The sequence below is a fragment of the Erythrobacter sp. SD-21 genome, from assembly GCF_000181515.1.
Taxonomy (GTDB): domain Bacteria; phylum Pseudomonadota; class Alphaproteobacteria; order Sphingomonadales; family Sphingomonadaceae; genus Qipengyuania.
Genome location: NZ_ABCG01000001.1, coordinates 469,616 through 488,465, shown reverse-complemented (window position 1 = coordinate 488,465; position 18,850 = coordinate 469,616). Strand labels below are relative to the sequence as shown.

Annotated in this window: 18 protein-coding genes; 11 read left to right on the top strand and 7 right to left on the bottom strand. The window is 63.2% G+C overall.

The annotated features are described in order from the left end of the window. Positions 1-21: 21 nt before the first annotated feature. Positions 22-2,763, bottom strand: a complete 2,742-nt coding sequence (locus ED21_RS02410; RefSeq protein ID WP_006832230.1) for a ribonuclease E/G — start codon at positions 2,761-2,763, stop codon at positions 22-24. A gap of 438 nt (positions 2,764-3,201) precedes the next feature. On the opposite strand from ED21_RS02410, the gene ED21_RS02405 reads away from it, so the two are divergent. From ED21_RS02405 to ED21_RS02375, 7 genes are all read left to right on the top strand, one after another. Continuing rightward, positions 3,202-4,086: an N-acetylmuramoyl-L-alanine amidase gene (locus tag ED21_RS02405; protein WP_006832229.1), complete on the top strand. Its 885-nt coding sequence runs from the start codon at positions 3,202-3,204 to the stop codon at positions 4,084-4,086. A gap of 44 nt (positions 4,087-4,130) precedes the next feature. Further along, positions 4,131-6,638 carry a penicillin-binding protein 1A gene (locus tag ED21_RS02400; protein WP_034920999.1) on the top strand — a complete coding sequence of 836 codons (2,508 nt, stop codon included), beginning with the start codon at positions 4,131-4,133 and terminating at the stop codon, positions 6,636-6,638. 75 nt (positions 6,639-6,713) lie between these two features. Then, on the top strand, positions 6,714-7,841 hold the full coding sequence (gene prfB, locus ED21_RS02395; protein ID WP_006832227.1) for a peptide chain release factor 2: 1,128 nt from the start codon (positions 6,714-6,716) through the stop codon (positions 7,839-7,841). Next, on the top strand, positions 7,838-8,557 hold the full coding sequence (locus tag ED21_RS02390; protein WP_006832226.1) for a class I SAM-dependent methyltransferase: 720 nt from the start codon (positions 7,838-7,840) through the stop codon (positions 8,555-8,557). The genes prfB and ED21_RS02390 overlap by 4 nt, the downstream gene beginning before the upstream one ends. Before the next feature lie 171 nt (positions 8,558-8,728). After that, positions 8,729-9,238, top strand: a complete 510-nt coding sequence (gene fabA, locus ED21_RS02385) for a bifunctional 3-hydroxydecanoyl-ACP dehydratase/trans-2-decenoyl-ACP isomerase (protein ID WP_006832225.1) — start codon at positions 8,729-8,731, stop codon at positions 9,236-9,238. 8 nt (positions 9,239-9,246) lie between these two features. Next, entirely contained in the window at positions 9,247-10,476 is a 1,230-nt protein-coding gene (locus ED21_RS02380; protein WP_034920996.1) for a beta-ketoacyl-ACP synthase II, read from the top strand. A gap of 31 nt (positions 10,477-10,507) precedes the next feature. Further along, complete coding sequence (locus ED21_RS02375; RefSeq protein WP_006832223.1) at positions 10,508-11,299, top strand: enoyl-ACP reductase; 792 nt, start codon at positions 10,508-10,510, stop codon at positions 11,297-11,299. 54 nt (positions 11,300-11,353) lie between these two features. On the opposite strand, the gene ED21_RS02370 is transcribed toward ED21_RS02375, so the two are convergent. Beyond that, entirely contained in the window at positions 11,354-11,782 is a 429-nt protein-coding gene (locus ED21_RS02370; protein ID WP_006832222.1) for a nuclear transport factor 2 family protein, read from the bottom strand. A gap of 43 nt (positions 11,783-11,825) precedes the next feature. Then, positions 11,826-12,851, bottom strand: a complete 1,026-nt coding sequence (locus ED21_RS02365; RefSeq protein WP_006832221.1) for a D-glycerate dehydrogenase — start codon at positions 12,849-12,851, stop codon at positions 11,826-11,828. An 85-nt stretch (positions 12,852-12,936) separates the two neighbouring features. On the opposite strand from ED21_RS02365, the gene ED21_RS02360 reads away from it, so the two are divergent. Further along, positions 12,937-13,404 (top strand): SH3 domain-containing protein, encoded by a 468-nt coding sequence (locus tag ED21_RS02360; RefSeq protein ID WP_006832220.1) that lies wholly within the window; start codon positions 12,937-12,939, stop codon positions 13,402-13,404. Here the strand turns inward: ED21_RS02360 and ED21_RS02355 are convergent, their stop codons facing one another. The 3 genes from ED21_RS02355 to ED21_RS02345 form a co-directional block, all read right to left on the bottom strand. Further along, positions 13,405-13,806: a hypothetical protein gene (locus tag ED21_RS02355; RefSeq protein WP_156787224.1), complete on the bottom strand. Its 402-nt coding sequence runs from the start codon at positions 13,804-13,806 to the stop codon at positions 13,405-13,407. A gap of 76 nt (positions 13,807-13,882) precedes the next feature. Then, positions 13,883-14,293: a hypothetical protein gene (locus ED21_RS02350; RefSeq protein WP_006832218.1), complete on the bottom strand. Its 411-nt coding sequence runs from the start codon at positions 14,291-14,293 to the stop codon at positions 13,883-13,885. A gap of 54 nt (positions 14,294-14,347) precedes the next feature. Next, on the bottom strand, positions 14,348-15,544 hold the full coding sequence (locus ED21_RS02345; RefSeq protein WP_034921235.1) for an acetyl-CoA C-acyltransferase: 1,197 nt from the start codon (positions 15,542-15,544) through the stop codon (positions 14,348-14,350). 102 nt (positions 15,545-15,646) lie between these two features. Here ED21_RS02345 and ED21_RS02340 point away from each other — a divergent pair, with 102 nt between their 5' ends. After that, a complete protein-coding gene (locus ED21_RS02340) occupies positions 15,647-17,077 on the top strand; it encodes a coniferyl aldehyde dehydrogenase (protein ID WP_006832216.1) in 1,431 nt (476 codons plus the stop codon). Positions 17,078-17,178: 101 nt separating this feature from the next. Here ED21_RS02340 and ED21_RS14600 read toward each other — a convergent pair whose 3' ends face one another. After that, complete coding sequence (locus tag ED21_RS14600) at positions 17,179-17,661, bottom strand: YbjN domain-containing protein (RefSeq protein ID WP_006832215.1); 483 nt, start codon at positions 17,659-17,661, stop codon at positions 17,179-17,181. Positions 17,662-17,834: 173 nt separating this feature from the next. On the opposite strand from ED21_RS14600, the gene ndhC reads away from it, so the two are divergent. After that, a complete protein-coding gene (ndhC, locus tag ED21_RS02325) occupies positions 17,835-18,209 on the top strand; it encodes an NADH-quinone oxidoreductase subunit A (protein WP_006832214.1) in 375 nt (124 codons plus the stop codon). A gap of 127 nt (positions 18,210-18,336) precedes the next feature. Next, entirely contained in the window at positions 18,337-18,843 is a 507-nt protein-coding gene (locus ED21_RS02320; protein ID WP_006832213.1) for an NADH-quinone oxidoreductase subunit B family protein, read from the top strand. Positions 18,844-18,850: the final 7 nt, after the last annotated feature.

Sequence of the window (18,850 nt, the reverse complement as noted above, 5' to 3'; positions counted from 1 at the left end):
TCTGTCGCATAGGCGCGAGGATCACTCGCCGAAGGTGCGCTGCCACCAGCCGCGCTTGGGCTTGGCGTCCTTGGCATCCGAACCTTCGTCCGCTGCGTCGGCAGCCGCTTCGGCGGTCTGCGGTACGTCCTCGGGACCCGCGACGACTGCGATGTCGTCGGCGACCTGTTCGGCGACTTCGGCCGGCTCGGCCTTCTTCTTGCGGGTCCGCTTGGGCTTGGGAGCCGCGGCAGCGGGCTCTTCCTTGGCTGCCGCATCAGCCGGAGCTTCGGCAGTTTCGGCATCGGCTTTCTTGCGACGGGTGCGCTTGGGCTTGGGTGCTTCCTCCGTTTCGGCAGTAGGGGCCTCTTCGGTGTCGGCCTTCTTCTTGCGCGTGCGCTTGGGCTTCGGCTTTTCTTCCGCCGTTGCCTTTTTGCTCGCAGCCTCTTCGGCAGCCGGTTCATCGGCCTTCTTCTTGCGGCGCGGGGCGCGCTTCTTGGGCTTTTCCTCGGCCGCCGCTTCGGCGGTTTCCGGCGTATCCTCGGGACCCGCAACGACGGCCATGTCATCGGCGACCTGTTCGGAAACGGCTTCGAGCTTCTCCGCGTCGTCCGCGGTTATTTCCTCGCCATTGCCCTTCCCGCGGCCGCGACCGCCACGGCGGCGGCCACCGCGACGGCGACGCTTCTTCGGCTTGTCCTCGCCATCATCATCGTCGCTGTCATTGCCTTCCTCGGCATCGCCATCGTCGTCGTCGCTGTCGTCACCGTTATCGTTCTGGTTGCGGTTCTTGTTGCGACCACGGCCACCCCGGCGGCGGCGACGCTTCTTGCGCGGACGGTCGTCTTCGTCTTCGTCCTCGTCGGAGGTGTCGATGTCGTCGTCTTCTTCTTCGTCTTCCTCGTCATCGACGAGGGCTTCGAACTTGGGCGCATCCAACGGCTTGGGGCCGTGGCTCGACACATGCATCTTCGCGCCTTCGTCTTCGCCTTCGGGGACGACTTCGACGGTCACGCCATAGCGTTCTCCGATCTCGACCAGTTCGGCGCGCTTTTCGTTGAGGAGATAGACGGCCGCCTCAGTGCTGGCGGCGAGACGGATCTTCGTGCCCTTGCCCTTGGCCGCTTCCTCTTCGATGAGGCGCAGCGCGGAGAGACCAGCGGAGCTGGCGGTGCGGACGAGCCCGGTGCCGTCGCAATGCGGGCATTCGCGCGTAGTCGCTTCGAGCACGCCGGTGCGCAGGCGCTGGCGGCTCATTTCCATAAGGCCGAAGCTGGAGATGCGGCCGACCTGGATACGCGCGCGGTCGTTCTTGAGCGCATCCTTCATCGCGCGCTCGACCTTGCGGGTGTTCGAGTGGTGCTCCTGGTCGATGAAGTCGATCACGACGAGGCCGGCCATGTCGCGCAGGCGCAGCTGGCGGGCGATTTCCTTGGCCGCTTCCAGATTGGTATGGAGCGCGGTCTGCTCGATATTATGCTCCTTGGTGGAGCGGCCCGAGTTGATATCGATCGAGACAAGAGCTTCTGTCGGGTTGATCACGAGGTAGCCGCCCGATTTGAGCTGGACCACAGGATCGTACATCGCTTTCAGCTGGTCTTCCGCACCATATCTTTGGAACAGCGGTACGGGGTCGGCATATTGCTTAACCCGGCGCGCGTGGCTGGGCATGAGCATCTTCATGAAGGCCTTGGCCGACTTGTAGCCGTCCTCGCCCTCGACAACGACTTCCTCGATCTCGCGATTGTAGATGTCGCGAATGGCGCGTTTGATGAGGTCGCTGTCCGAATGGATCAGTGCGGGCGCGGCGGAGGACAGTGTTCGCTCGCGTATTTCGTCCCACAGGCGGGCGAGATAGTCGAAGTCGCGCTTGATTTCGGTCTTGGTGCGGCTGAGGCCGGCGGTGCGTACGATCAGGCCCATGCTGCGCGGCAGGCTGAGGTCCGAGACGACTTGCTTCAGGCGCTTGCGATCGCTGGCCGAGTTGATCTTGCGGCTGATGCCGCCGCCGTGGCTGCTGTTGGGCATGAGCACGGTGTAACGGCCGGCGAGGCTGAGGTAGGTGGTGAGGGCCGCGCCCTTGTTGCCGCGCTCTTCCTTGACGACCTGCACCAGCAGGACCTGGCGACGCTGGATGACATCCTGGATCTTGTACTTGCGACGCAGCGCCATGCGCTTGGCGCGCGCTTCGTCGACTTCCTTGGCGCGGGTACGGCCACCCTTGCCCTGGCGACGGCCGCGACCGCGGCGACCACGGCCCTTTGGCTTGTCGTCGCCTTCGTCTTCGCTGTCGTCGTCGTCATCTTCGTCGCCGTCGAGCTGGCCTTCCTCGATAGTGGCGACGTCGTCCTTGTCGGAGGTGTCGACTTCCTCAAGGCCGTCTTCGGCGAGATCTTCGGCGAGGGCTTCGGCGCTTTCGTCTTCGGCGTCGTATTCGTCGCCGGGCATTTCGCCGCGTTCTTCCTCTTCGGCACGCAGGCGCTGCTCTTCCTCGGCGACTTCTGCCTCTGCTGCGAGCAGGGCGTCGCGGTCTTCCTTGGGAATTTGGTAATAGTCGGGGTGAATTTCGCTGAAGGCGAGGAAGCCGTGGCGGTTACCGCCAAAATCGACGAAGGCCGCCTGCAGCGAAGGTTCGACCCGGGTTACCTTGGCGAGGTAGATATTGCCCTTGATCTGCCGCTTGTCGGCAGATTCGAAATCGAATTCCTCAATCCGGTTTCCCTTGAGGACCGCCACCCGTGTTTCTTCCGGGTGGCGCGCGTCGATGAGCATGCGCGTTGCCATTGATAATTCTCCATGCGCAGCGGGGCGGGGTATACCCGCCGTACCTGCCGCGCGTCAGTGTTGGGAATCCGCTTGTCAAAGAGGGACTTGCGGCATTCGGGATCCGGCGGCCCGCATTTGCGGAAGGCCGGTGATTCGTGTCTGCGAGGATGCCCTTGCGGGTCTCCCGATCCGTCCGTCCCGCGATCGCTGCAGCGCATTTCTGCGCTTGCGTGATCTGTGTCGGGAGGGAGCGAAGCGTGTCCTGCATCAACCTGTTCATTCGAAGTCGCGGCCGGGATGGCGGCGACCGTCCGGGGGAGTGACCCTCTTCGTCGCGACTTGAACGCGCCGATCGGAGGCACCGGTTTCCCGGAGGTTCCCGTTCGCTAGCACCGTGGGTATCACTCGGCAACTATATTGCGCTTAGGGCTCGTTAGCTTTTAACCATCGCGCCACATGAACCGCACGCTTCACCTTCTGACGCTCGTCGCGCTGCCGGTCGCCCTCATCGGCGCGCTGGTGTTGCTCGCACGCGGAGCGGGGGTTATTGGACCTGGTGCGGGCTATGTGATGCGCGTCGACCTCCCGCGCGGCGAGGACGCGATCGACCTTCCGCAGGTGACGGGCGGGGAGGACCTGCCGCTGGTGGTGATCGATCCCGGGCATGGCGGGCATGATCCGGGTGCTTCCGCACGAGGATACGTGGAGAAGCGCCTTGTCATGGGGCTTGCCGAGGCGCTTCGGGACGAACTCGAACAGCAGGGAATTGCGCGTGTCGCGCTGACACGAGAGGACGACACCTATCTCCTCCACAACGAACGCTACCGCATCGCCCAGCGCCTCGGAGCCGACCTGTTCCTCTCGATCCATGCCGACAGCGCAGGGACGGCGGACGAAGTAACCGGGGCGAGCATCTACACGCTGTCCAAGGAGGCATCGAGCCGTGCGGCGGCGCTTTTCGCAGCGAAGGAAAACGCATCGGATATCATCGGCGGCGTCGACTTGTCGCGGGAGGACAAGGTCGTCAGCGATATCCTTGTCGATCTCTCCCAGCGTCGCACGCAGGAACGTTCAGTGCGTTTTGCCGAGCTGATCGAGCGGGAAGGGCAGGACTACCTTCAATTCCATCCACAGGCCCGCCGTTCTGCTTGGCTGGCGGTGCTGCGGGCACCCGACATTCCTTCGGTCCTGTTCGAAAGCGGCTTCATCTCCAACGAGACCGATGCGCAAAGGCTTGCCTCGGACGAGGGGCGCGAGGCCTTTGCCGAGGCGATGAGCAAGGCCATCGCCGTCTATCTCCTGCGCGAGACGACAAATCGCGACGACAGGGGCGATTCTTGATCTGGCGCTTCGATAAAGCTGCGTGCTAGAGGCCGCAGCCGACTATGGTTGCAATTCCCACACTGGACTACGTCCGCCGCCGGCTGACAGGTGACCCTGCGCGGTCTGCCGCGTGGATGCGCGAAAACTGGCACCACAGCCGCCGCCTGCGAGTGGCGACCTACATCGTCGGGATCGGTGTCCTCCTGCTGGTGCTGGCCTGGGCCTCGCTGGCGCGCAACCTGCCCGAAGCCGATTCGCTGCTCGAATACGAGACTCCGCTGCCGACCGTGGTGCGCGGCGTCGATGGCGAGATCGTCCATTCTTACGCCCGCGAACGCCGCGTCCAGCTGCAATATGTCGATTTCCCGCAGCAGATGATCGAGGCTTTCCTCTCGGCCGAGGACAAGACCTTCTTCAGCCACAGCGGTGTCGATTTCACCGGCACGCTCAACGCCGTGGTCGATTACGCGACCAAATACGGATCGGGCGAGCGTGCGGTGGGCGGTTCGACCATCACCCAGCAGGTCGCCAAGAACCTGCTTCTGGGCGACGAGTATTCGGTCACCCGCAAACTGAAGGAAATGATCCTCGCCCAACGCATCGAGCATGTGCTGACCAAGCAGGAAATTCTGGAACTCTATCTCAACGAAATTCCGTTGGGTCGCCGCAGCTTCGGCGTGCAGGCGGCTGCGCGCGCCTATTTCGACAAGGACGTGGCCGATCTTGACCTTCACGAGACGGCTTTTCTAGCAATCCTGCCCAAGGCCCCGGAACGCTATGGCCGTTCGCGTTACGAGGATCTGGCCATAGCGCGCCGGAATTTCGTGCTTGACCAGATGGTCGCCAACGACTTCGTTTCCGCCTCCGATGCGGCTGCGGCCAAGCGCCAGCCGCTCGGCCTCGTCCAGCAGCGCACGGAGCGTTCGGCGGATGCCGGCTACTTCCTCGAGGAAGTTCGCCGCCAGCTGATCGAGGAATTCGGCGAGACGGCGGAAGACGGCGGCGACAGCGTTTATGCTGGCGGCCTCTGGGTGCGCACCTCGCTCGATGTCGAGTTGCAGGATGCCGCGCGCGATGCGCTGCGGGCCCAGCTGCTGCGTTATCACGGCAACCGTGGCTACACCGGCCCGATCGCTACGCTCAACCCCGACAACGGCGACCTGCACGGACAGCTGCTGTCGTCGAACATCTCGATCAATTACGATGACTGGCGCATCGGCGTCGTCACGCAGGGCGGCTCGGACGCGAAGGTCGGGCTGACCGATGGCGAGGATTACGACCTTTCCGGCGCGCCGTCCTCGATCAAGGTTGGCGACGTGATCGCGGTCGAGGAATCGGGCAATGGATACCGCATCCGCGGCGTGCCCGAAGTCTCCGGCGCGTTCCTCGCCGCATCGCCCAAGACGGGCCGCGTGCTTGCGATGCAGGGTGGCTTCGACAGCCGTCTTGGCAGCTTCAACCGCGCAACGCAGGCGCTGCGCCAGCCGGGCTCGACGATCAAGCCCTTCGTCTACGCCTCCGCCCTCGACAATGGCATGACTCCGGCGACCATGGTTCCCGACCAGACTTTCTGCGTGTGGCAAGGCGCGAACCTCGGTGAGAAATGCTTCCGCAACTTCGGCGGCGGCGGCGGCGGTGAGCACACGATGCGCTGGGGCCTTGAACAGAGCCGAAACCTGATGACGGTGCACATCGCCGACGACACCGGCATGCAGAATGTCACCGAGACGATCAGGCGCCTCGGCGTCGGCGATTACGAGCCCTACTACTCCTTCGCGCTCGGCGCGGGCGACACGACCGTGGCCAAGATGGTCAACGGCTACGCCGCGCTCGCCAACTGGGGGCGCCAGCACGAAGGCTCGGTGATCGACTACGTGCAGGATCGCCGCGGCAAGGTAATTTTCCGCAGCGACAAGCGCGAATGCACCAGCTGCAACAAGGATGACTGGGACGGCCAGCCCATGCCCAGGTTCGAACCGGGTGGCCGTCAGGTCCTCGATCCGCGCACGGCCTTCCAGGTGGTCCACATGCTCCAGGGCGTGGTGACGCGCGGCACCGCGGTGCGCCTGCGCAGCCTCGAACTGCCGCTTTTCGGCAAGACCGGTACCACCAACGGCCCGACCAACGCCTGGTTCGTCGGCGGCACACCGGACATCATTGCCGGTATGTATGTCGGCTTCGACCAGCCGCGCAATCTCGGCGGGTGGGTGCAGGGCGGTAACACCGCTGCGCCGATCATGAAGCAATTCATCGAGGAAACGCGCGAGCGCTGGACCAGCGACGATTTCATCGCGCCCCCGGGTGTCCGCATGGTCAAGATCGACCGCCGCACCGGCAAGCGCGTTTTCGAAGGAACGCCAACCGACGATCCCAAGGCTCCGATCATCTGGGAAGCTTTCAAGCCCGATACCGAACCGGCCCGCTCCACCCGGTCGGACGAACTCGCCGCCAAGCGCAGCGAAATCCTCGACCTCATTCGCCGAGCTCGCGAAGGCGTGCGCGGTCGCCGGGCTGAACGGCGCGAAGAGGAGCCTTCCGACTTTGTCGAGGATCAGGGCGGCATCTACTGACCGGCCCTGTGGGCACAACTTTACAATCGCCGCAGCCGCGCTAGGTGGGCGGACCGAATAGCTGAGGAATTCCCTATGCGTGCCGAAGGGCAGGCCCATATCGACCGTATCGAAGCCGCGCTTGCGCTGGTGCGCCAGTCGCTCGACTGGGAGCGCGCGCTGCGCCGCCTCGACGAGCTGGACGCCCGTGTGCAGGACCCCACCTTGTGGGACGATCCCAAGCAGGCGCAGGCCATCACGCAGGAACAGAAGCGCCTCGAAACCGCCATCAATACGGTTCGCGAGATCGAGAGCGAGATGGGCGACGCGATGGAATTCGTCGAGATGGGCGAGGCCGAAGGCGACGACGATGTCGTCAACGAAGGTCTGACCAGCCTATCCACGCTTGCAGACCGAGCCGATCGCGACAAGGTGCAAGCGCTGCTTTCGGGCGAGGCCGACGGCAACGATTCCTACATCGAGATTCATGCCGGAGCCGGCGGGACCGAGAGCCAGGACTGGGCCGAGATGCTGTTCCGCATGTACGGCCGCTGGGCCGAACGGCGAGGCTTCAAGGTCGAGACGGTCGAATACCAGGCGGGCGATCAGGCCGGCATCAAGAGCGCGACGCTGCTGCTCAAGGGCGAAAACGCTTATGGTTATGCCAAGACCGAGAGCGGTGTGCACCGCCTCGTCCGGATTAGTCCTTACGACAGCTCGGCGCGCCGCCATACCAGTTTCAGCTCGGTCTGGGTTTATCCCGTCATCGATGACGACATCGACATCGAGATCAACCCGTCCGATCTCAAGATCGACACTTATCGCGCGTCGGGTGCTGGCGGCCAGCACGTCAACACGACCGACTCCGCCGTGCGCATCACCCACCAGCCGACCGGCATCGTGGTGGCGAGCCAGAACGATCGCAGCCAGCACAAGAACAAGGCAACCGCGATGAACATGCTCAAGGCGCGCCTGTTCGAACGCGAAATGGCGGAGCGTGAAGCGGCCGCCTCGGGCGAATACCAGGAAAAGAGCGACATCGGGTGGGGCCACCAGATCCGTTCCTACGTCCTGCAGCCCTACCAGATGGTCAAGGACCTGCGCACCGGTGTGACCTCGCCTACGCCCGACGATGTGCTCGATGGCGCGCTCGATCCCTTTATCTCCGCCGCGCTTGCCCAGCGCGTCACGGGCGAGACCGTCGAGGTGGAGGACGCCGAGTGAAGGGCAAAGCGCCCGTCCTGCTGACCGCACTCTTCGGCCTTGGGCTGACGGGCTGCGATGCGTCCGGTAGTGGCGAGCGCCGCTTTCCCGAACCCGACCGCCCGGTTTCGGAGGTGGTCTCGGCCCAGTTCTCGACCGAGGACCAGCGCGACAGCCGCGGCGAAGCGCAGACCGTGATGGATCTGGCCGAGATCGAACCGGGCATGACCGTGGCCGATATCGGCGCGGGCAACGGCTACTACACCGTACGCCTAGCCGAGCGCGTTGGTTCTGAGGGCCGGGTGCTCGCGCAGGATATCGACCAGCGCGCGCTCGACCGGCTCGGTCGGCGAGTGGAGCGATACCGGCTCGACAATGTCTCGATCCGGCGCGGCGAATTCTCCGATCCGCGCCTGCCTGACAACAGTTTCGACCGCATTTTCATGGTGCATATGTACCATGAGATCGAAGAGCCGTACGAATTCCTCTGGCGCATGTGGCCCGCGCTGCGCGCCGAAGGACAAGTGGTGGTCGTCGACGTCGACCGCCCGACGGACCAGCACGGGATCGACCCCTTGCTGCTGTCCTGCGAATTCAGCCGCGTGGGCTACGAACTCGTCGCCTTCAAGGATGCGCCCGAGTTGTCGGGCTACTATGCGCAGTTCAAGGCAGCCGCTAAGAGGCCCGAACCCGGAGAGATCAAACCCTGCCGCAGCGACAGCGTGACGCAAGGGTAAACGCCGCATTGGCGGCAAAACTAAAGTATCGAAATACAAGTGTTTGCTGCGCGTTGTTGCGTTTGGTCTAAAGCGCAGCATATCGCCCGTTCGGAACGCCCTTTCCAGCACCCCAAGCGCCTGCTAGGCGCATCGGCGAATAGCAATCAAGGGTGAGGAGCACCGCCGAGAATGAGTGATTTTCCAACCAGTTTCGATCGCGAAGATCTGCTCAAGTGTGCGCGGGGCGAACTGTTCGGCCCGGGCAATGCGCAGCTTCCCGAACCGCCGATGCTGATGATGGACCGAATCACCGAGATCTCGAGCGACGGAGGCGAGCATGGGAAGGGCCATGTCGTTGCTGAATTCGACATCACGCCAGATCTCTGGTTCTTCGAATGCCACTTTCCCGGCAATCCCATCATGCCGGGTTGCCTTGGCCTCGACGGCCTGTGGCAGTTGACCGGTTTCAACCTGGGCTGGCGTGGCTGGCAAGGCCGCGGCTACGCGCTGGGTGTCGGTGAGGTCAAGCTGACCGGAATGGTCCGTCCGGACCGTAAAATGCTGAAATACTTTGTCGATTTTACTAAGGCGGTCCAAAACCGTCGCCTGACCATGGGTGTCGCCGACGGCCGGGTCGAGGCCGATGGTGAAGTCATCTATCAGGTCAAGGACATGAAAGTCGCCTTGTCGGAGGCGTGAGGAGAGATATGCGTCGCGTAGTCATAACCGGTCTGGGGATCGTCTCCTCAATAGGTAACAATTCGCAGGAGGTCCTTACCTCCCTGAAGGCCGGTAACTCCGGGATAACCTTCAACGAGGATATGGCCGAGCACGGTTTCCGTTCGCAGGTTGCGGGCAAGGTCGATCTCGACGTTGCCGAGCATGTCGACAAGCGTACCTTGCGCTTCATGGGGCCGGGTGCCGCCTACGCGCATATCGCGATGGGACAGGCCATCGCCGATGCTGGTCTGGAGGAGAAGGACGTCATTAATCCGATGACCGGCGTCATTGCCGGATCGGGCGGTCCGTCGACTTCGGCGATGCTCGCCGCGCACCAGACCGTGCTCAAGACCGGCGCTACCAAGCGTGTCGGTCCTTTCGCGGTGCCGAAAACCATGTCCTCCACCGTCAGCGCGAACCTTGCGACGGCTTATCAGATCAAGGGGATGAACTTCTCGATCACCTCGGCCTGCTCGACCTCGCTTCACTGTATCGGGATGGCGGCGCAGCAGATCGCGCTCGGCCTGCAGGACGTGATGTTCGGCGGTGGCGGCGAGGAACTGGATTGGACCTTGTCCTGCCTGTTCGATGCGATGGGTGCCATGTCCAGCAAATATAACGACACTCCCGAACGCGCCAGCCGCGCTTTCGATGCGGACCGCGACGGTTTCGTCATCGGTGGCGGTGGTGCCATTGTCGTGCTCGAAAGCCTCGAGCATGCGCAGGCGCGCGGTGCCAAGATCTATGCCGAGGTAACCGGCTTTGCTGCCACGTCGGACGGTGCGGACATGGTTGCGCCTTCGGGCGAAGGCGGCGAACGCGCCATGCGCGGTGCGCTGCGGACCTTGGCCGAAGATCGCAAGGTCAGCTACATCAACGCTCACGGCACGTCGACGCCGGTGGGGGACGTAGGCGAGATCGAAGCGGTGCGCCGCGTCTTCGGGGAAGGCGCGACGCCTCCGGTGAGCTCGACCAAATCCATGACCGGTCACAGCCAGGGGGCCACCGGCGCGCAGGAAGCGGTCTACTGCCTGCTTGCACTGGAGCATGATTTCATCATCCCCTCGATCAATGTCGAAACGCTTGATCCTGCCCTCAAGCCGGAAGAGATCGCAACCGAGCTGGTCGAAGATGCAGGTCTGGACACGGTGATGACGAACTCCTTCGGCTTCGGAGGGACCAACGGGTCGATGCTGCTGTCCAAGTTCCGGGCGTGAGATCGTTGGAACTTGGCGGAAGGGAAGAGAAATGACGAGCGTTCTTGAAGGTAAACGCGGGCTCATCATGGGCGTCGCCAACGACCGCTCGATTGCATGGGGCATCGCGAAGGCCTGTGCCGAGGCGGGCGCCGAACTGGCGTTCACCTACCAGGGAGATGCTTTCGGCAAGCGGCTCGAGCCCCTGGCCCAAAGCGTCGGATCGGATTTCATGCTCGATGTCGATGTGACCGACGAAGCCTCAATGGACGCCGCTTTTGCTGAACTGGAGAAGCGTTGGGGGCGTCTCGACTTCGTCGTGCACGCGATTGCGTATTCCGACAAATCGGAGCTGACCGGCCGCATCCTCGATACCTCGCGCGCCAACTTCAAGAACTCGCTGGATATCTCCGCCTACAGCTTCATCGAGGTGGCGCGCCGCGCTCATCCCATGATGGTGGAGAATGGTGGCACCTTGCTGACTCTCACCTATATGGGATCGACGCGCGTGACGCCGAATTACAACGTCATGGGCGTTGCAAAGGCCGCGCTCGAAGCCAGCGTCCGCTATCTGGCCAACGATCTTGGACCGGATGGCATCCGGGTCAACGCGATCAGCCCCGGCCCGATGAAAACTCTGGCTGGCTCGGCCATCGGCGGCGCGCGGCGAACCTACAAGCACACCGAGGCCAATGCGCCGATGCGTAGCAACGCAACGCTCGATGCGGTGGGCGGGACGGCGGTCTACCTATGCTCGGATGCAGGGTCTTGCACGACCGGCGAGATCCTGCGCGTCGACGGCGGATTCCACGTTCTGGGCATGCCGCAGCAGGATAACCTGTGATCCGGAAACTCCCGTGCGCATCCCGGGCAGTATCCCCGTCCTACCAGCGGTAGCCTAACGCCAGAGCTGCATCGACTTGATCGCTTCGGGCATTTTCTCGTCGGTGTCGGGCCGCGAGAGGGTGCGTTCGACGATCCGCCATTTGCGGCTCACCTTGCCCTTTTGCCACAGGTCCATGAGCCAGGTGTCGCCCGACCACTCGTGCTCGCCCATCATCGCGTCCAGCGTCAGGCGGGTGGCGAAGACGGCGGTGGGACCGTGGCGGCGGACGTAGACTTCGTCGAAGCGGTAGCCGTTGCAGCGAAAGCGCGTGGTGGCCGCTTCCAGCCAGCTGGCCCGGTCGAGAATGGCGGGCTTGGTCGAGCCCAGCAGGAAGATGAATTCGCGCGCGGCGAGTTTCTTCATCTGGTTGCGGTCGCGCTGCACCCAGCTGCGCATCCACAGGTGCTCGAGAGCTTCGATCCTAGCGGCAAATTCGTCCATGGGAATAGCCGCTTACAGCATGGCACGTAAGGGGCAAGCCCTGTCAGGCAAGGCCGCTCAGCACCTGGTCGGGCGGGCGGTGACCATCGGCCCACATGCGGATATTGGCGATGACCTTCATGCCCGAATCCTCGCGCCCTTCGCGCGTGGCGCTGCCGATGTGGGGCAGGGTCATCACGTTGGGGTGACGGATGAGTCGCTCGTCGACCTTGGGCTCGTCGGGATAGACATCGAGGCCTGCACCCTCTAGCTGGCCGCTTTCCAGCGCCGCGATGAGCGCCTCCTGGTCCACCAGGTCGCCGCGGGCGGTGTTGATGAGGCAGGCGCCTTTCTTCATCAGCGAGAGGCGCCGCGCGTCGATCATGTGGCGGCTTTCGGGGCTTGCCGGGCAGTGCAGAGTGAGGATGTCGGCCTCGGCCACCAGTTCGTCTAGCGTGTCGACCCAGCGCGCGCCGAACATGCGCTCCACTGCCACCGGCAGGCGCTTGCGGTTGTGATAGGCGATTTCGAGACCGAAGGCGCGGGCCCGGTGGGCGACCGCCTGGCCGATCCGGCCCATGCCCACGATGCCGAGCGTCTTGCCGCCCAGCTTGCGGCCAAGCATGGCGGTGGGCGCCCAGCCGGTCCATTCGCCGCTGCGGATGAGCTGCACGCCCTCGCGGATACGGCGCGGCACACCGATGATTCCCGCCATGGTGAGGTCGGCCGTGTCGTCGGTGAAAACGCCGGGCGTGTTGGTGACGATGATCTTGCGTTTCGCCGCGGCCACGAGGTCGATATGTTCTGTCCCGGCGCCGAAGTTGGCGATCAGGCCGAGGTCCTCGCCGGCCTGCGCAATCATCTCGGCATCGATCCGGTCGGTGACCGTAGGCACGAGGACATCGCACTCCTGCATTGCCTCGACCAGCTGTTCGCGCGTCAGCGGCATGTCGCTCGCGTTCGTGCGCACCTCGAAGAGTTCGCCCATGCGCTCTTCCACCGCCGGGCCCAGCCTCCGGGTAACGGTGACGCGGGGAGTTCGGGTCAGCCGCTTTTGCGGCGCGAGGTTGCTTTCGCTTGTCGGTTCCATGCAATCACGCTCGCTACGCTTATGGCATTGGAGCGGTCAAGCGGCGCTTGTTTGGGAGCAAGCCTGCGGCTATTGGACAGGGGCAATGATCCAGCGTTTAATCCTTACTCTCGCGGCACTTACGCTGCTCGGCACGCCTGCGCAGGCGCAGGACCGCGAAGTGCCCTATTGGGCGAGCCTGCGGGCGAACGAAATCAACATGCGCGTGGGGCCGAGCGCGGACTACAAGATCGACTGGGTTTATCGCCGCAAGGGCCTACCTGTGAAAGTCGTGCGCGTGATGGAGGGCTGGCGCCTGATCGAGGATCCGGACGGCACGCGGGGCTGGGTGGCCTCACGCCTACTCGACCCCGCACGCGGCGCCATGGTCATCGGGAAGGACGCCGCTCCCATGCGAGAAGACGCCGACGCCAGCGCGCCGATCAAGTGGCAGCTTGCCCCCGGCGTCGTCGGCACGCTGGGCGATTGCGCGCGGGGCTGGTGCGAGATGAGCGTCGGCAAGCGGTCGGGCTGGGTGCGTCAGACCCAACTGTGGGGCGCGGGCGAGCCCTAATTACTCTGCTGCGCGCGGCTTGACCGTATAGCTTTCGCTGCCGTCGTCGCGGGTCGTGACGAACGAACCGTCGGGTAACATCGGCGAGTTCGTCCAGCAGCGTTCCTGCTGGCCCTCGTCATCGCCTTCGGGATCGAAACAGACCTCCGGGCCATCCGCTTTCCACGTGCCCCGGCCCCCTTCCTGCCCCTCGGCGCTGTCGATGTAGGTCCCGTCCTCGCGCAGTTCGGTGGTCGCGTAGACCACGTTTTCTCCCACGATGTCGAACGTAACGGGGTCCATGGTATAGAATTCGGGCGAGGGCGCTTCGGCCTGCGCCGTGCTCTCGGGCTGAGCCTCCGGTTCGGAAGCCTGACCACAGGCGGCGAGGGTCAAGGGGGCGAGAATGGCAAGGGTACGCAAATCAAATCTCGCGCAAAACGAGAAAGGGCGGCCCACCGGACCGCCCGTATCGTACTTTGCGAAAAAACGCGACACGTTACATCACCGGCTCGTCCTGAACGCGGCGCACGGTACTGGACGTGCCATCGGCTCCGGTCGCTTCGAAGGTGCCGTCCGCGGCCGGCGTTCCACCGGTCCAGCATTCTTCCGGGTCCGCACCATTGGCATCATAGCAAAGCTGGTCGCCTTGCTGGCGCCAGGTACCACGTTCCAGCTCATTGCCCTCCATATCGGTATCGACATAGGTGCCATCGGCGTTGACCTGCTGGCGGACGACCGTGCCGTCATCCATGGTCATTTCGTAGGTGCCTGCCATCTGACCCGCCGTAGCGGTGTCGGTGGTGCCGGCAGGCGCCGTGGTCTCGATCGGATTGACCGGCTCTTCGGCCTCGTTCGATCCGCAAGCTGCGAGCATTCCGCAGGCCGCGACAACCATCAGTCTCTTCATAGCTATTCCCCTTTCCCGCACCAACGCTGTTGGTGCGGGGAAGGGTCCCGGCAATCAGACCAGTTCGACAGCCACGGCAGTCGCCTCGCCGCCGCCGATGCAGAGACTGGCGACGCCACGCTTCTTGCCCTGGCTCTTCAGTGCGTTGAGCAGCGTGACGATAATGCGCGTGCCGCTGGCACCGATGGGGTGGCCCAAGGCCGTGCCGCCGCCGTTCACGTTGATTTTTTCATGAGGGATGCCGATGTCGCGCATGGCGAACATGGCGACGCAGGCGAAGGCCTCGTTGACTTCCCACAGATCGACATCGTCCGCGCTCCAGCCGGCCTTGTCGAGAACCTTCTCGATCGCGCCGATGGGTGCGACGGTGAACTCGCTCGGCTCCTGCGCGTGCGCGGCCATGGCGGCGATCTTTGCCACCGGCTGCTGACCGTTTTCTTTTGCCACGCTCTCGCGGGTGAGGACAACGGCGGCCGCGCCGTCCGAGATCGAGGACGAAGTCGCCGCCGTGATCGTACCGTCCTTGGCGAAAGCGGGGCGCAGCTGCGGGATCTTGTCGGGATTACCGCGGCCGGGCGCTTCGTCCTTGTCGACCGTGACGTCGCCCTTGCGGGTCTTGACCGTCACCGGGACCACTTCATCCGCAAAGGCGCCGCTGTCGATGGCGGCGTTGGCGCGGCGTAGCGATTCGATCGAGTAATCGTCCATCTGTTCGCGCGTAAGCTGGTAGTCGTTTGCGGTTTCCTGCGCGAAGGTGCCCATGGCGCGGCCTTCTTCATACGCGTCTTCGAGACCGTCGAGAAACATATGGTCGTAGGTGGTGTCATGGCCGATGCGCGCGCCGCTGCGGTGCTTCTTGAGGAGGTAGGGCGCGTTGGTCATGCTCTCCATGCCGCCGGCGACGACATAGTCGATCGTGCCGCTGGCGAGCCCTTCCGCGCCCATGATGACCGTCTGCATGCCGCTGCCGCAAACCTTGTTGACCGTGGTCGCCTGAACTGACTTGGGCAGGCCAGCCTTGATCGAAGCCTGGCGGGCAGGGGCCTGGCCGAGGCCGGCCGGAAGGACGCAGCCCATGTAGGTGCGGTCGAACTTGTCGGCCGCGACACCCGAACGCTCGACCGCCGCCTTCACGGCCGTCGCGCCCAGATCGGTCGCGGATACATCGGCCAGCGCCCCCTGCATGCTGCCCATCGGAGTGCGGGCGTACGATAGAATGACGACGGGGTCGGTGGCGCTGAACTGGGTCATGCTGGTGGTTGTCCTTGTAGTCTGGAACTTAGTCTGGAATATCTCGTCGTCGAGATAGGCCTTGTGCTGGTGCAGCGCAACATAGACCCCGGGAGAATACAAATGGCGGACAATCGCAAGCTCGAGATGGAAGATGTCCTGCGCAAGCAGCGTGCCGTCCACACCCAGATGCGCCCGGAGCCGCTGTCTGCCCGCAAGGACCGCATCAAGCGCGCGATGAAACTCCTCAAGGACCACGGTGACGACTTGTGCAAGGTGATGAGCGCCGATTTCGGCAACCGCTCGCCGATGCAGTCGATGATCACCGACATCGCGGGTACGGTGAATTTCGGCAAATACTGCCTCAAGCATGTCGACAAATGGTCGCGCAGCGAAAAGCGCAGCGTGCAATTCCCGCTCGGCCTGCTCGGTGCGAAGGCAGAACTGCGGTACGAGCCCAAGGGCATTGTCGGCATTCTCAGCCCGTGGAATTTCCCGGTCAACCTGACCTTCGGCCCGCTGATGCAGGTCTTCGCTGCCGGTAACCGCGCGATGATCAAGCCGAGCGAGTTTACAGCCAAAACCAGCCTGATGATGAAGGAACTGGTGGAGGAATACTTCACGCCCGACGAATGCGCGGTCTTCACCGGCGGCCCAGAAGTCGCGGCGGCCTTTTCCGAGCTGCCCTTCGATCACCTCGTCTTCACCGGCTCCACCGCCACGGGGCGCAAGGTGATGGAAGCGGCTTCGAAGAACCTCGTGCCCGTTACGCTGGAACTGGGCGGCAAGAGCCCGGTCTTCCTCGGCGAGAGCGCGGACTTCGCCAAGGCAGGCGAGCGCATCGCGATGGGCAAGATGATGAACGCAGGTCAGATTTGCCTCGCGCCCGACTATATGTATGTTCCCGAAAGCAAGCAGGACGAGGCGATCCACGGCGTTTGGCAGGGCACGGCAGACATGTATCCCACAATGCTGGAGAACGAGGATTACGCCAGCCTCGTATCCGACCGCCACTTCGACCGCTTGCAGGACATGGTGGCCGACGCGCGCGACAAGGGCGCGGAAGTGATCGAGGTCAATCCGGGCAATGAAGACTTCGGCAGCAGCAACGCACGCAAGATGCCGCTCACCATCCTCAAGGGCGTGACCGATGACATGAAGGCCATGCAGGAGGAAATTTTCGGCCCGGTCCTGCCGGTGAAGACCTACACGCAGATCGACGATGCGATCGACTACGTGAACGAGAATGACCGCCCGCTTGGCCTCTATTACTTCGGCGAGGACAGCAGCGAACGCGAGAAGGTGCTGACGAAGACGATCAGCGGCGGTGTCACCGTGAACGATGTGATCTTCCATGTCTCGATGGAAGACCTGCCCTTCGGCGGCGTCGGCCCTTCGGGAATGGGAAGTTATCACGGTGTCGAGGGCTTCCGCGAATTCAGCCACGCGCGCAGCGTCTACACGCAGCCCAAGATCGATGTGGCCAAACTGGGTGGGTTCAAGCCGCCCTATGGTTCGGCGACGGAGAAGGCCGTCAAAGGGATGATGAAGTGACGCACTAAGACGCGATCGCTTGGAACAGAAAGGCCGCCCGGATCCAGTTGGACCGGGCGGCCTTTTCGTCAGCCTCGATAGGTGGGCTAAAAGTCAGCGGATCAATCGTTGTCCTTGCTGAAGGAGAACTCTGCAAAACCGACCATGACGGATTCCCAGTAGAGGAGGTTGTCGATGAACAGTTCCTTCGACATGCCACCCGCTTCGAGATCGATGTCCATCTCGATGGCGGGGTCGCGGTCCTGATCGAGATAGATGCGACCGAAGCGGTTCTCGGCGGCATAGGAGTTCATCTCTTCCAGCGTCGGCTTGTCCTTGGGCGTGAAGGCCTTGTAGAATTGAACCGACTTGCACGCATCGCCCTTGTCGTTGCAGTCGTAGGGCAGGATGAGGAAGCTGTAGCCGGCCATGCCGGTCTTGATGTGGCGGTCGCCGCCTTCGCCTTCGACCTTGGCTTTGTAGCCTTCTGCCCGAAGAAGATTGGCGATCTGGTCGACGTCTGCGACGATGTTCTTGGCGGCCAGCGGGCTTGCCGCCAGCAAGCCGGCAGCAATGACGGCGCCCGAAAGAGCGTGTTTGATCATTTTGCCTATTTTCCCGGTTGATTGATCCCGTGGCTGCCATGATGCCAAGGTCTTAACACTGGCTCAACAGCCCTTGCGAAATTCGCGGGATATCTAACGAGCGTTACCCTTGCACCATCGCGGCGAGGGGCCTAGAGGCGGGCGCGAAACCCTTGTGCCAGACGGAATCATACGTGGTCGACCTCGAACAATATCTTCCGATCCTGATCTTCCTGTTCATTGCGGTGGCCCTTTCTGCGGCCTTCGTGTTTCTTCCCATGGGCGTGTCGCGCCTGACGGGGGCGCACCAGCCGACGGCAGAGAAGTACAGCGAATATGAATGCGGCTTTCCCGCTTTCGAAGATCCGCGCAGCCAGTTCGACGTGCGTTTCTACCTCGTCGCGATCCTGTTCATCATCTTCGACCTCGAAGCGGCCTTCCTGTTTCCATGGGCCGTCAGCCTCGACCTGACGGGCTGGCCGGGCTGGATTACCATGATGGTCTTCCTTGCTGAACTGATCGTAGGCTTCGCCTACGCCTGGAAAGTTGGCGCGCTGGAGTGGGACTGACATGAGTAATCCGAAAACCTCCTCGGCCTCCGAGAACGACAGAATACCGCGTCTTGATCACTATCGTCCGCTTACGGCAGATCATAATCAAGAGCTTCACAGTTCGCCCACCGCGCAACCTGGCGAGATGCGCAAGCCAGATGCGGACTATTTCAACGCGCTCCAGACGGAAGTGAACGACAAGGGTTTCCTAGTCACCTCGACCGAGGACCTTTTCCAATGGGCGCGCACCGGTTCGCTGTGGTGGATGACCTTCGGCCTCGCGTGTTGCGCAGTCGAGATGATCCACGTCAACATGCCGCGTTACGACATGGAGCGTTTCGGCGTCGCCCCGCGCGCCTCCCCGCGCCAGAGCGACGTGATGATCGTCGCCGGTACTCTGTGCAACAAGATGGCACCTGCGCTGCGCAAGGTTTACGACCAGATGTCGGAACCGAAATACGTCATCTCGATGGGTAGCTGCGCCAATGGCGGCGGCTACTATCACTACAGCTACAGCGTCGTGCGCGGGTGTGACCGGATCGTCCCGGTCGACATCTACGTTCCCGGCTGCCCGCCGACAGCCGAAGCGCTGCTCTACGGCGTCATGCAGCTGCAGCGGAAAATCCGCCGCGTCGGCACGATCGAGCGTTGAGGGCAGG